Consider the following 13,978-nt stretch of genomic DNA (forward strand, 5'->3'; position numbering starts at 1 on the left):
AAAATGATAGTTTGAGCACTTTTCATTATAGGTCATATGGAACTTTTTTTCTATACTCAAAAAGGCTCCATAATTTCCATGGTGGATTTACCCACTACAGAAATTATAGAGCCATAATTTTGAGACACCTTCGGGTGTCTTTTGTGTTATACTGGGATTAGAAAAGCGGAGGAGAAATACGATGCACCACGATACTTGGAAGGGAATTATATTGAAGAAACAGGGCTTACTGGCACCTCAGTCCGTCCAGCAGATTTGCCAAAATCTCAATGGCTTGCAGGCTCAGTTCCAGCCTTATGTTCATTTCGGATTTCGGAACCGTATGTCAGTGGATGATTTTCATGAGGGTAGATGGCAGGAGGAGTTGACACGCCAGTGGTCCATTCGGCGAACGGTTCATGCCTATCTCAAGTCAGAAATTCCTCTCTATATCCACGAGGGGCGGCTGGCCAGCACCGACTACCTGAGGACAGAAGGACGAGATGGGTTTAGCCCGCAGACAAAGCAGAAGTACCACCAGCTGATTTTAGAAGCACTTGAGCAAGGTCCTATGACCCGCGAGGAACTCAAGGCCCTTTGCCGTGCGGAAAAGATGACGCAGGAGGAGGAGAAGCAGGTCTTTAATGCCTGGGGCGGCCTTTTTCGCTACATGGTCGAGCGTGGGGAGGTCTATCAAGAGTACGGTGCCAAACGTTTTCATCGCCTGACAGACTTTCAGCCACTTTCTCGGGAAAAAGCAGAGCTGGAAATCGCTCGACGGTATTTTGCAGGTTTTGGGCCAGTCAGTTTAGCGGATGCTCGTTATTATTTTAAGGAAAATAAATCTACAGTCCAAAATTGGATGAAACAATTAGACCTGAAAATCGTTGAGGTAGCAGGAGTAGAACGCTTTTATCTTGGAGAATTAGAAGAAGCAGAACTGCCTGACTGCCTCTTCGTGGCAGGTTTCGACCAACTTTTGCTAGGTTATGAAAAGAAAGCCAATCCTTTCTTTGATCCTAAGTTTATCCGCCAGATATATACGCTGACAGGCATTGTCAAACCCGTTGTTTTCTACAAGGGACGACTGGTTGCGACCTGGCGACGTGATAAGGACAGGATTGAATTGGCTATATTTGAAAATCTGACTAGTCGTGAACTGAAAGAACTGGAACGTTACCGTCGAGTCTACGAGGAACGCTTAAAAACTGAGCAAAAATTGTTCGGATAACCAGAATAATGAAATAAAAAAACTAAATTTTCTGAATATTTCAGAAAATCTGTGGTATAATACTAAAAACGCTGTTTAGAAAGAGATGTCTATGAACAAGTCCTACTTTTATCTAGATATGAAAACGCACGAATTGGAAGTGCCCTTTACTGCTAGAAAACGCCGTGTCCGTGTTTTATTGCCAAAAGGATATGAGGAAGATACGGATAAAACCTACCCTGTTGTCTATTTCCATGATGGACAAAATGTCTTGTACAGTAAAGAAGCTTTTTCAGGGCATTCTTGGAAAGTCATTCCGACAATCAAGCGAAATCCCGATATTGCAAAGATGATTATTGTGGCCATTGACAATGATGGTGCTGAGCGTATGCACGAATACGCTGCCTGGAAGTTTAGCGAAATGGGCATCCCTGGAATTCAGTTTGGTGGCAAGGGTACTTTGTATGCCGAATTTGTTATGGATGTGGTGAAGCCCTTTATCGATCAAGAATACCGTACTAAGTCTGACAAGGCCCACACAGCTATGATTGGCTCGTCACTTGGTGGCAACATCACTCAGTTTATGGGGCTAGCCTATCAGGACCAAATTGGCTGTCTGGGAGTATTTTCATCTGCCAACTGGCTTCATCAAAAAGCTTTTGACCGCTATATTGAACGCCAAAACTTAGACAAGGACCAACGAGTTTATATTTACGTCGGAACGGAAGAAGCAGATGATACGGATAAAACCCTAATGGCAGGTAATATCAAGCAGGCCTATATCAACTCTTCATTGACTTACTATCGTCAATTACTCGCTGGTGGAGTAAGTTTGGACAATATCGCTTTAGAAGTCGTTTCAGGTGCCGTCCATAATGAAGAAGCTTGGGCAGCTTATTTGCCAGATTGCTTGCGCTTTTTAAGTGAAAAGTGGTAATGTATAGAATTTGTTAGGAGAATGAATATGCATGTAGAATTTTTAAGTCACTGGTCTGGAAATCTAGGCCGAGAAATGAATCTAAATCGTTACGGTCACGCGGGGATTCCTGTTGTTGTCTTTGCCTCATCAGGCGGTTCTTACAATGAGTATGCAGATTTTGGGATGATTGAAGCTTGCCGTGGCTCTATCGAGGCAGGTCATGTTCAATTTTTCACCCTAACCAGTTATGATAAGGAAAGCTGGTTGGCGGACTGGAAGTCAATTCATGACAAGGCAGAAGCTCACCGTGCTTATGAACGCTATGTGATTGAAGAAGCTATTCCATTTATCAAACATAAAACTGGCTGGTTCGATGGTATGATGACAACTGGTTGCTCAATGGGGGCCTACCACGCGCTGAATTTCTTCCTCCAGCATCCAGATGTCTTCACAAAAGTCATCGCCCTTTCAGGTGTCTATGATGCTCGTTTCTTCAACAACAATCAAGACTATGGCAATGACGATGCTGTTTATCAAAACTCACCATCTGACTACATCTGGAATCAGAATGATGGTTGGTTTATTGATAAATACCGTCAAGCTGATATTATCGTCTGCACAGGTTTGGGCGATTGGGAACAAGACGGTCTGGACTCATTCTACAACCTCAAACGTGCCTTTGAAGAGAAGAATATCCCAGCTTGGTTTGACACTTGGGGTACGGATGTGGCGCATGATTGGGTTTGGTGGAGAAAGCAAATGCCATTCTTCCTCCACTCAATCGGACTATAAACTAGAAAGGACTGCCTATGAATTATCTCGTTATTTCCCCTTTTTATCCAGAAAATTTTCAACCCTTTACCATTGAATTGGCTAAAAAAGAAGGCGTTACGGTTCTAGGTATCGGGCAAGAACCCTACGACCAACTGCCTGAGGAGCTCCGCCATGCCCTTACAGAATACTTCCGTGTGGAAGATTTGGAAAATATTGATGAAGTCAAGCGTGCAGCTGCCTTCTTGATATACAAGCACGGCCCTATTGACCGTGTGGAATCCCACAATGAGCATTGGTTGGAAAATGATGCGGCTCTTCGTGAACAATTTAATATCTTCGGAGCCAAACCAAAACACCTGAAGAAGACAAAATTCAAGTCTGAGATGAAGAAATATTTCTCCAAAGCAGGGGTTCCTGTGGTTCCAGGTATGGTTGTCAAAACAGAGAAAGATATTGAAAAGGCCGTGAAAACAATTGGTTTCCCAATGATTGCCAAGCCTGACAACGGCGTTGGGGCATCCGGTACTTTTAAACTCACAAAGAAAGCTGACCTAGAAACCTTTAAAGAAGCCTGGGATGGTCAAACTGCTTATTTCTTTGAAAAATTTGTCAATTCAAGCATTATCACAACCTATGATGGATTGGTGGACAGCAAGGGAAATGTTGTTTTCGAAACAGGTTTGACCTATGTTCATACTCCGCTGGAGCTAATGTTATCTAGAAAAGATAATGCTTACTACATCGAGAAAGAACTAGATCCTAAATTAGTAAAATATGGTCGCGCGATTATCAAAGCCTTCGGTATGAAAGAGCGTTTCTTCCACATTGAATTTTTCAAAGATGGTAAGGATTATATTGCGATTGAGTACAATAACCGTATGGCTGGTGGATTTACCGTAGAAGCATACAACTATGCGCATTCGATTGACCTTTTCCGTGATTATGCCAATGTAGTGACAGGTGGAACAGTTGAAGAACGTCGCTTTGAACCTCAATACTGCTTGGTAGCGACGCGCCGTGACACGACTGACTATGTTCACTCAGCAGATGACATTCATCAACGCTTTGCCGGTAAGATCAAGACAGTCAAACGCATGCCAGATGCCTTTGCAGAGCTGCAAGGGAATGACGCATATCTTCTTGTGACGGAAAGCAAGGAAGAATTAGACGATATGATTGCCTTTATCGGGAAGACAAAATAGAATAGATTGAAAGATGCCAGAAATGGTGTCTTTTTTCTTGCTTACAATCTTGTAAGTTTTTTAATCAGAATTGTAAGGGAGCGAGGTAGTAATATTTTCTATAATAGACTCATAAGTAAACGAAAGAAGGAAATCAATATGTCATTCAAATTTTTACAAGCAAAACGAATTTTTGGTAAATCACAAGAAAGCAAACAAATAGAAGAACAAGACAAACAAGCTGAATTTTTATTTGAACTTGAACAGGAACTATTTAATCGCAACTGGATGTACTAGGAGGAAAAGCTAGTGAAAGCATGTAATGCCTATCAACTGAAGCTCGCCATGGCCGGCTTGATGGTTTTAGATCATCTGAAATTCATACCCGATTTTATCCCAGACCAACTTAGTTTAATCTTTCACATGATCACAAGATGCGTCGCAGTCTTCTTTGCCTACATGTTGGTTGAAGGCTATCTTCATACGAGAAATGTCAAAGCCTATCTGTTACGACTGTATGGTGCGGCAGGACTAATGGCCACTGGAAATGCTTTTATAAACAGTCTTTACCAATCAAAAGGTATCTATATCAGTAACAATATCTTTCTAACATTAGCTGTTGGATTAACTATGCTCATTTGTTTGAAGGAATTTAAAAATAATAGTAGAACTCGACAAGTGATTCAAGTTGTCCTAGCTGGTTTGTGCTTGATAGTCGGGGCAGGATTCACAGAAGGAGGGGCAGTTGTCTTACCGTTTATCCTCATTACTTACTTAGGTCGTAAGATACCATTCAAAAGAAATCTCACCTATATTTTGTTGGCCTTGCTTTTGCTATTATCTTCCTATCATCCCTATGAAACCATTGAAATGACCGTACAAATGATGCTTTTCAATGCAGACTGGTTATTTATTTTAGTCCTGCCAATTCTGAGTCTTTATAATGGACAAGCAGGGCCTCGCACAGCATTTTCACGCTATTTCTTTTACATTTTCTATCCGCTACACTTGTGGCTACTGGCAACCATTGCCTACTTTATCTAACCTTACAATCTTGTAAGTTTTTGCGTCAGAACTGTAAGAGAACACAGGTGGAATATTTTCTATAATAGACTCATAAGAAAGAGAAAGAAGGAAATTATATGTCATTTAAATTTTTACAAGCAAAGAAAATGGAAGAGGTGGTATTCTCAGAAAAAGAAAAGGCTGAACTCATGGAACAAGCAGAATTTTTAGAGGAGCTAGCACTTGATTTGCAAAGTATGCGATTTATGGCATACTAGAGGGAGGAAACTATGAAAAAGAAAGTATTTGGCTTGCTGGCTTTGGGCAGTATAATGCTAACTGCTTGTTCTTCCTCTTCAGCAGGTCTTAGCTTTGATGAGGGCTATCAAACTTTCCATTACAAGGGAAAAGATTATGCCGTTAGCAAACAGGAAGTTACCGAAGATAGTATTCAAGAGGTAGAAGTCAAGTTTATGGATTGGCCTGTTGTTAAAGAGGAAGGGGCAGTGAAAACGACGGTATCCTTGAATAATCTCTATGTAACCACTAGCAAGGATTGGGCCATTGGTGTCCAAGATGGTTATTATAAAGTGGACTTAGAAGACAATATTGCTGAGTCAGATCGTATCAATTATCAAGAAGTGCTTGATCAAGCAGATGAATAAAAAAAGAAAAGTAGGAGTAACTATGTTATTAGAAATCAATCATTTAGAAAAAGTTTACCGCACGCGCTTTTCAAAAGAGGAAACTCGTGCCTTGCAAGATGTGGATTTTAAGGTAGAAGAGGGCGAGTTTATTGCCATTATGGGCGAAAGTGGCTCTGGTAAAACAACCTTACTCAACATTCTTGCAACCCTGGACAAGCCAACTCGTGGCTCTGTTCTCTTGAACAATCAAGATATTACCAAAATCAAGGAAAGCAAGCTGGCCGATTTCCGTTTGCGTAATCTGGGCTTTGTCTTCCAAGATTTTAACCTCTTAGATACTCTGTCTATCCAAGACAATATCTTTTTACCTCTGGTATTGGCACGTACCAGCCATGAGGAAATGGAAAAACGTTTGAAAGTTTTGGCGCCAAAACTGCGGATTCAAGATTTGCTGAAAAAACGTCCTTTTGAGCTGTCTGGTGGACAAAAGCAGCGCGTGGCCATTGCCCGCAGTTTGATTACCCAGCCGCAGATTGTCCTAGCGGATGAACCGACGGCTGCCCTAGATTATCGCAATTCGGAAGACTTGCTGAATTTGTTTGAAGAGATTAACCGTGACGGTCAAACCATTCTCATGGTAACTCACTCAGCCAACGCAGCTAGTCATGCTAAGCGAGTACTCTTTATCAAGGACGGGCGGATTTTCCACCAATTGTACAAGGCAGACAAGAGCAATCAAGACTTTGCCAAGGAAATTTCGCTCAATATGTCTGCACTTTTAGGGGGTGAGTAGATGTTTTACCTCAAACTTGCTGGGCAAAATATCCGAAAATCCATGGGTGTTTTTGCTCCCTTCGTTTTAGCCAGTCTTGTGCTATTCACTTTGATTTGTTCCATGTTTTTGCTCATGCTCAGTCCAGTTATGAAGACCATGGGCTCAGGTGCCATTTCTATAGGTCTTGGTGTTGTTGTTCTGACCATTTTCTCGGTCATTATGGAGATTTATAGTTTTAATTTCCTGATGAAACAACGGGCGAGGGAATTTGGTCTCTATAACATGCTGGGGATGAACAAGAAAAAAGTAGCCTTGATAGCCAGCCTAGAATTGATGATGATATTCTTTCTGGTTGTGGTTCTTGGTTCTGTCTTAGCTGGTGTGTTTGCAAATGTTCTCTACTTGATTTTTGTCAATATAACACATTATAGTGATTTGCATTTTGGAATAGCCCCTCTGGCATTTGCCATGACCGCCTTTCTCTTTGCTGGTATCTTCTTTCTCTTGGAATTGCTAGCCATTCGGACCATTGGTAAGACCAGTCCGCTGATTTTGTTCCGAGCTAGTGAGAAAGGGGAGAAGGAGCCAAAAGGCAATGTTCTTCTAGCTGCTCTTGGTGTAGTGGGACTGGGTATTGGATACTACCTATCACTTTCATCTAAAGCAGAAGGTGTAGCTCTTATCTTTCGTTTCTTCATCGCTGTGCTCTTTGTTATTGCGGGGACCTACTTGTTCTACATCAGCTTTATGACTTGGTATTTGAAGGCACGGCGGAAAAACAAAGGCTATTTTTACACGCCAGAGCATTTTATTACCACATCGCAGATGATTTTCCGTATGAAACAGCATGCAACTGGTTTGGCAAATATTACCCTCTTAGCAGTCATGGCCTTTGTGACCATTGCAACAACGACTTCACTTTATACTGGCATGTCAAGCATGACAAGTGGTCTTTATCCAAAGGAAACATCTATTACCTACAAAGTTGCGGATAGAAGTCAGGGTGAAAGTGCCTATCAGCAATCGGTGCTCAGCCATTTTCCAGAAAAAGCGGAAGATAGTCTGTCCTACCTGACCTACCAAGCTGGTCTGGTCTATGACGGTGGGAAGGAGATTGTCATTAGTCCAGAAACCATTGCCAATCCAGACTTTAGCAAAATAGCCTTTACCTACTTCGTCACCCAAGATGATTTCCGGAAGTTGGGCAATGACCTGCCAGAGCTGGCTGCCAATCAAGTGGTCTTTATGCGTCCGAGCGAAAAACCATCGTTGAAAAAGCTTGTTTTAGGCGATCAAACCTTTGAAAATGTAGCCAATCTTGACCAGGCTATTTTCCCTGATATTACCAATACGATAAATGCCGCCGTCATGGTAGTCAGTGATGACACTGTATTGAATACTGTTCGTGAGTATTATGAGTCCAATAATCCGCAAGGCTATCAAGTCAGTCTGGACTACCGTGTCTTTACCGATTTGACGGATGAAGAGGTACTCTCTCTTGGAGAGCAATCTGGTGAAATATATGAAATTCTCGATGAAAATGGAGAATATCTTGGAAATGTTATGCAACGTACGGATTTCAACAATTCACTGATGGGCTTTACAGGCGGTTTCCTCTTTACAGGCTTCTTGTTGGGAATTAGTTTCCTACTGGGTGCAGCCTTGATTATCTACTACAAGCAGTACTCAGAAGGGCATGAGGACAAGAAATCCTACAAGATTTTACAAGAAGTGGGCATGAGTGCAGCAGCTGTCAAAAAGACAATTAACTCACAAACACTTACTGTCTTCTTTATGCCTTTGGTCATGGCAACTGTGCATTTTGTGGTATCCTTGGTCATGCTGAAGCAAATGCTACTGACCTTTGGGGTTACCTCATCTCTTATGATTTATACGGTCAGCGGAATTACTTTGCTTGCAGTTGCTCTGATTTACTTCGTCATTTACAAGTGGACTAGTCGCACCTATTATCGCATTATTGAACGGTAGAAGAAGTCTCGCCTTGTGCGAGATTTCTTGCTTTTTCAGGGAAATGGTGTTACAATGGTAATACCAAAGGAATACCAGAAGAGGTGAGAAAATGGCAGCTATTACATTAAAAGTTTCTGAGCAAGACAAGCTCTTTATGCAGGCTATGGCAAAATTTGAAGGTGTGAGTTTGTCAGAACTCATTCGGACTAAAACACTTGAAGCCCTTGAAGACGAGTACGATGCGCGTGTGGCAGATATTGCTTGGGCAGAATACCAAGAAGACTTGGCGAATGGAATTGAGCCGATAACACTAGAACAAATGGCTGAGGAGTTGGGCATTGAGTTATAAGGTTATTTTGTCTGCTAAGGCTCAAAAACAAATTCGAAAGATGGATAAAACTGCTGCAAGTTTGATTTTGCGGTATCTTTACAAGCATATTGACGGGTGCGACAACCCCAGACAGTACGGTAAAGCCTTAACTGCCAATCGTTCTGGCCAATGGCGGTATCGTATCGGAAATCACAGGGTCATCGTCAGTATTGAAGATGACAAATTGGTTGTAACTGCCCTTGAAGTCGGGCATCGGAAAGAAGTATATAAATAAAAAGCCAAGACCTGTGTCCTGGCTTTTGCAGAATGAAAATGATGAAAAAAGAAAAGATATATATTGTTGAAGATGATGAGATGATTGTCCAACTCTTGAAGCAGCATTTGGGAAAATCTTATCAGGTAGAAAGTGTGCAGAATTTCCGAGCTGTCAGTCAGGAAGTGGCGGAAATCAAACCAGACTTGGTGCTGATGGACATTAGCCTACCCTATTACAACGGCTTTTACTGGACGACAGAAATCCGTAAAAACATGACCATGCCCATTATCTTTATCTCCTCCAGTGATGATGAAATGAATGCAGTCATGGCCATGAACATGGGTGGCGATGATTTTGTGGCCAAACCGTTTTCTCTAGGGATTTTGGATGCCAAAATCAGTGCCTTCTTGCGTAGGGTCAATCAATTCAGCAAATCAACTGACTTGTCTATCGACCAATTCCAGCTTAGTTTGGACGGGCGTTTTTCAAGCGAATCGGAACAGGTTCAGCTTTCGCCTACAGAAACCAAGATTTTATCCACCTTACTAGAAAGACAAGGGCAGATTGTCAGCAAGGAAGAACTCTTGGAAAAACTCTGGGAAAATGAAGAATTTATCGACCAGAATACCCTCAATGTCAACATGACTCGTCTGCGAAAGAAGGTGAGTGAAGTGGGATTTGACCGTATTCATACTGTTCGTGGCGTGGGGTACCTGGTCAAATGATAGTAAAATTTATCCGTGAATTCCGTAGCTTTTATTTCACATACATTGTTTTGTCTGGAAGTTTTATCTTGCTTTTCTATCTCTACCAACTGCCCACCGAATTCCTGCAAAACGCTCTGCTATTGTCCCTAACCCTCATCATCCTACTGACAGTGGGGCTTTTCTGGAAGTTTCGCAACCGCATGAGAGCCTTGGAAGACTATGTCCATGAAGAAGCTCTGCCCCTGCTCAATAAGCCTGTGGACCTTGCCTATCTCAACTTGATTGAAGCGGAGAAGGAGGCGACCCGGGAGCAGCTTTTGGTCTATAAGTCACGAGAAGAAGACCTGCAAGCCATGGTCAAAATGTGGTCCCATCAGATGAAAGTGCCGCTGGCTGCCCTGTCTTTGATGAGCCAGACTGACAATCTCAATCAGAAAGAAGTCGATCACCAGCTTTTGCGCTTGGATAATTACATGGCAAATCTCCTCAACTACCTCAAACTGACCAACCATGCTAGCGATTTTCGCTTTGAGCAGGTGGAAGTGAGAGAAGTAGTGGTCGATTTGGTCAAAAAATACCGCAATCAGTTCTTGCAAAAAGAGATTTCGGTGACCATTGATGGAAATTGGCTACTGAAAACCGATAAGAAATGGCTCAGTTTTGCCCTGTCACAGATAATCGACAATGCCCTCAAGTACAATAAGACTGGTGGTAAGGTAGCTATTGAATTGAATGAGGGAATTTCCATTTCCGATACGGGAATTGGCATTTTGGCAGAAGACATTCCACGCCTGTTTGATGAGGGATTTACAGGTTATAATGGCCGTGAACATCAAAAAGCGACAGGATTTGGCTTGTATTTGACCAAGCGGGTCTTGAATCAGTTGGAACTAGCTATTTCCGTGGAAAGTCAACTGGAAGTTGGTACCAGCGTAACCATCACCAAAGTACAGTAGGAGCTGTACTTTTTCCTTTTGAAAGCGTTTTGATTTTGTGATATACTGAAACTACTAGAAAATCAGGAGGTTACTATGTCACACCATCATGTTTTGCAAAACGGATCGGATATTCGTGGAATTGCTATCGCTACAGACGAATATGCTGTCAATCTCACTCCACAGGCCACCAAGGAAGTGGTTCGCGGACTTATTCATTGGCTAACCCAGAAGCCAGAACTGGCGCAGGCCTATCAGGAAGGACAGCTCAAGATTGGTATCGGTCGAGATAGCCGCCTCAGCGGTCCAGATTTGGTTGCCGCCTTCACAGAAGAAGCGGTGCGTTTGGGCGTTCAGCTGTTCGACTTCGGCATGGCCACTACGCCAGCCCTCTTCATGAGCACCCAGTACCCGCAGTTCAAGTGCCACGCTGGTGTCATGATTACCGCCAGCCACCTGCCTTATTACTTCAACGGCATTAAGATTTTTTCGGAAAATGGCGGAGCAGAGCATGAAGATATTGACTTCATCCTCGCACACAGTGAAGACTTGCCAGCTTCTTCCCTTGGAAGTGTCGCCAGTGCAGACCTGATGACGCCTTATGCCCAAGACTTAGTTGGCAAAATTCGTACCGCTTGTGGCGGACAAGTAAAACCACTGACAGGTCTCAATATCATCGTCGATGCTGGAAATGGTGCAGGAGGATTCTTTGCTGAGAAAGTGTTGGCAGAGCTAGGAGCAGATATCACAGGCTCACAATTCCTAGACCCAGACGGAACTTTGCCAAATCACGTTCCAAACCCTGATAACAAGGAAGCTATGGAAAGCATTCGTCAGGCTGTCTTGAAGCAAGGTGCAGATCTTGGTATTATCTTTGATACCGATGTTGACCGTGCAGCACTAGTGACCAAGTCCGGTCAAATCCTCAACCGTAACAACCTGATTGCCGTTCTCAGCCAGATTGTCCTAGCTGAACATCCAGGAACCAGCATTGTGACCAATTCCCCAACAACTGAACACCTTAAAGTCTTTATAGAAAGCCTGGGCGGCAAACAAATCCGCTATATTTCAGGTTACCGTAATGTCATTAACCGTGCTATTTTAGCTAATCAAGAAGGAGTTGATTGCCAGTTGGCTATCGAAACCTCAGGACACGCTGCCTTTAAGGAAAATTACTTCCTCGATGACGGAACCTATGTAGCGGCTAAGATTCTCATGCTCTTACCCAAACTGCAAGCGGAAGGCAAGTCCTTGGACGACTTAATTGCCCAGCTCAAGCAACCACTTGAAACACAAGAAGTGCGGTTCAAGCTGGAAGCTACAGACTATCGAGCACTTGGTGAACAGGTCATTGCTGATCTCAGAAATACCAGCCTCGAAGGCTTTACTTTTAACCCAGAAAACGAAGAAGGAGTGCGGTTTGACCTGACCGAGCCTTATGGTGACGGCTGGCTCTTGCTCCGTATGAGCCTCCACGAGCCACTCTTGGTCTTGCAGGTGGAGAATGACCAGACTGGCTATATTCCTGCCGTTTTACGAACACTCTCAGCCTTTTTGGACCAGTACCCAGCTGTCAATCAGGAAAAATTGAAAGAATTGATTTAGATTTAAGAGAAAAAGGGGTAAGTTTTCGCTTACTCCTCGATTTGTTTACGTAATTTATATTACGTAAAATTATAATTTATCCAGAGCATTTTTCTGCTCATCGTTAACAATATGGGTGTAGAGGTCGGTGACCTGGGTATTGGCATGCCCAAGCTGATGACTGACTAGAACTTGCGACTTGGTGGCGTCGTAGAGGCGAGTTGCCAAGGTATGACGGAGTTTGTGGGGGGTTACGCGTATCTTGAAGTCCGCAGAGTACTTGGCCACCATTTTTTCAATAGAAGAAGCGTCAATGCGATTAGGCAGACCACGGTACTCAGACAGGAAGAAGGCCGTATCCGTTTTTTCAGGCTTGTAGCGTTGCTGGCGAATACCCATGTAGGCTTCCAGGTAAGGCTTAGCAAACCCAGCCACATTGACCGAGTCCCGCTTACCACCCTTACGGGTTACTTCAATAATCATCATATTGAGGTTGACATCTCGAAGATCCAAATTTACCGCTTCTGACAGACGGACGCCAGAAGCCAAGAGAAGTGCCAGAATCGCCAAATCCCGTTCCTTATTTTTCTGGAAGGATGAGAGGGCACGTTTGGATAACTTTACCTGGTATTCTTTATCGACATAGTCCAAAAACTCCATGGTTTCATCGCCCAAAAAGAGCTTCTGCTTGATGTTCTCAGCCCGCGCTGCCAAGGTTTCCTTCTTCTTCTTGGTCGACACCTTCTTCATGACATTACGGTAGAAGTAGGGCTCGCCCTGCTCATTTTCCACTTCTTCGGTTAAATACTTGAAGAGACTAGAAAGTGCCGACAGGGTACGGTTAATGGTGGTCTGCGACACACCATTCTGCGTTGTATTGGCGTTCAGCAAGGGACGCTCTCGCAGATATAGAATAAAGGACTCCATATCTTTTTTGGTCAGATGTTCCAGAACATCTAGCGGAATGTCAGCAATCCGTTCAACAGTGACCAAATCTGAATCCTGTAACCACTCAAAAAAACGACGGTATTCTTTCAAGTATTCGTACAAGGTGGTAAAACTGTAAGGCACAGCCAACTTTGACTGATAATATTCCATGATATACCAAGGCATGATTTCCTTCAGTTGATCAATTTTTTCCAATAACAACTCACGTCTCATCATTTTCTCCTGATTTTAGTTTACTAGTTTGAAAAGTACAAAATAATACCCCTTAGAAAATCCAGTTTTCCCAAGAATAATGTACATTTTTTGAGAAAAAATTTTTTCAGTTTTGACTATAAGAGTAGTATAGCATAACCGCATATAACTTTCAAGAAAATTATAGTTTTTCGGAAAGATGTGTGGTGGTATGTTAGATTAATAACCAAAAAAATTTTTTAGGAAAAATTAGCCTAAAATGTACTTTATTCAAGGCTAAACTGGAATTTCTAGATACCCTTATTTTTCCATAAAAATGTACTTTATTAACTAGAAAACTGGAAATTTTTTCAAAAGTACATTTTTCTAGTTAATTTGATGCCCAAAACTATATTATCGGATATAGAGATACCTCATTTTTAACCAAAACAAAAACAGATCTATAATTCTCTGAACAGCTCCCTGTCAAGTGGACAATGAAATAATAAAAGATTAGGCGGCGGCCTTGTTCCTCATTTCAAGAGGGGCAAGGCCGTTGTTGCGCTCTTGAAAACGTTGGTGATT

The 13,978-nt window shown here is 42.6% G+C and carries 16 protein-coding genes; 15 read left to right on the top strand and 1 reads right to left on the bottom strand.

The window, feature by feature from the left end:
- Nucleotides 1-181: 181 nt before the first annotated feature.
- The 15 genes from C1E99_RS02240 (at nt 182) to C1E99_RS02305 (ending at nt 12,295) form a co-directional block, all read left to right on the top strand.
- Complete coding sequence (locus C1E99_RS02240; RefSeq protein ID WP_105206454.1) at nt 182-1,210, top strand: DNA glycosylase AlkZ-like family protein; 1,029 nt, start codon at nt 182-184, stop codon at nt 1,208-1,210.
- A gap of 91 nt (nt 1,211-1,301) precedes the next feature.
- Nucleotides 1,302-2,126 carry an alpha/beta hydrolase gene (locus tag C1E99_RS02245; RefSeq protein WP_105206455.1) on the top strand — a complete coding sequence of 275 codons (825 nt, stop codon included), beginning with the start codon at nt 1,302-1,304 and terminating at the stop codon, nt 2,124-2,126.
- Nucleotides 2,127-2,153: 27 nt separating this feature from the next.
- A complete protein-coding gene (locus C1E99_RS02250) occupies nt 2,154-2,900 on the top strand; it encodes an esterase family protein (protein WP_024414865.1) in 747 nt (248 codons plus the stop codon).
- Nucleotides 2,901-2,917: 17 nt separating this feature from the next.
- The gene (locus C1E99_RS02255; RefSeq protein WP_105206456.1) at nt 2,918-4,084 is read left to right on the top strand and encodes an ATP-grasp domain-containing protein; all 1,167 of its coding nucleotides are present in this window, start codon (nt 2,918-2,920) and stop codon (nt 4,082-4,084) included.
- A 138-nt stretch (nt 4,085-4,222) separates the two neighbouring features.
- Nucleotides 4,223-4,360, top strand: a complete 138-nt coding sequence (locus C1E99_RS14900; protein ID WP_162840723.1) for a hypothetical protein — start codon at nt 4,223-4,225, stop codon at nt 4,358-4,360.
- A gap of 12 nt (nt 4,361-4,372) precedes the next feature.
- Nucleotides 4,373-5,107: a TraX family protein gene (locus tag C1E99_RS02260; protein ID WP_105206457.1), complete on the top strand. Its 735-nt coding sequence runs from the start codon at nt 4,373-4,375 to the stop codon at nt 5,105-5,107.
- 98 nt (nt 5,108-5,205) lie between these two features.
- Entirely contained in the window at nt 5,206-5,346 is a 141-nt protein-coding gene (locus C1E99_RS14905; RefSeq protein ID WP_105206458.1) for a hypothetical protein, read from the top strand.
- Between the two features lie 12 nt (nt 5,347-5,358).
- Nucleotides 5,359-5,733, top strand: a complete 375-nt coding sequence (locus C1E99_RS02270; RefSeq protein WP_105107149.1) for a NisI/SpaI family lantibiotic immunity lipoprotein — start codon at nt 5,359-5,361, stop codon at nt 5,731-5,733.
- Nucleotides 5,734-5,755: 22 nt separating this feature from the next.
- On the top strand, nt 5,756-6,508 hold the full coding sequence (locus C1E99_RS02275) for an ABC transporter ATP-binding protein (protein WP_105121214.1): 753 nt from the start codon (nt 5,756-5,758) through the stop codon (nt 6,506-6,508).
- The gene (locus C1E99_RS02280; RefSeq protein ID WP_105206459.1) at nt 6,509-8,479 is read left to right on the top strand and encodes an FtsX-like permease family protein; all 1,971 of its coding nucleotides are present in this window, start codon (nt 6,509-6,511) and stop codon (nt 8,477-8,479) included.
- A gap of 91 nt (nt 8,480-8,570) precedes the next feature.
- Nucleotides 8,571-8,810, top strand: a complete 240-nt coding sequence (gene relB / locus C1E99_RS02285; RefSeq protein ID WP_015646833.1) for a type II toxin-antitoxin system RelB family antitoxin — start codon at nt 8,571-8,573, stop codon at nt 8,808-8,810.
- Nucleotides 8,800-9,066: a type II toxin-antitoxin system RelE family toxin gene (locus C1E99_RS02290; RefSeq protein ID WP_105206460.1), complete on the top strand. Its 267-nt coding sequence runs from the start codon at nt 8,800-8,802 to the stop codon at nt 9,064-9,066. Before relB ends, C1E99_RS02290 begins: the two co-directional genes overlap by 11 nt.
- A 38-nt stretch (nt 9,067-9,104) precedes the next feature.
- Entirely contained in the window at nt 9,105-9,773 is a 669-nt protein-coding gene (locus C1E99_RS02295; protein WP_161951135.1) for a response regulator transcription factor, read from the top strand.
- Nucleotides 9,770-10,711, top strand: coding sequence for a sensor histidine kinase (locus C1E99_RS02300; RefSeq protein WP_105206462.1), 942 nt, complete (start codon nt 9,770-9,772; stop codon nt 10,709-10,711). Before C1E99_RS02295 ends, C1E99_RS02300 begins: the two co-directional genes overlap by 4 nt.
- Before the next feature lie 75 nt (nt 10,712-10,786).
- A complete protein-coding gene (locus C1E99_RS02305) occupies nt 10,787-12,295 on the top strand; it encodes a phosphomannomutase/phosphoglucomutase (protein ID WP_105206463.1) in 1,509 nt (502 codons plus the stop codon).
- Nucleotides 12,296-12,364: 69 nt separating this feature from the next.
- Here C1E99_RS02305 and xerS read toward each other — a convergent pair whose 3' ends face one another.
- Nucleotides 12,365-13,435, bottom strand: coding sequence for a tyrosine recombinase XerS (gene xerS / locus C1E99_RS02310; protein ID WP_105206464.1), 1,071 nt, complete (start codon nt 13,433-13,435; stop codon nt 12,365-12,367).
- Between the last annotated feature and the right edge of the window lie 543 nt (nt 13,436-13,978).

The organism is Streptococcus suis (genome assembly GCF_002964045.1).
Lineage (GTDB): Bacteria > Bacillota > Bacilli > Lactobacillales > Streptococcaceae > Streptococcus > Streptococcus suis_U.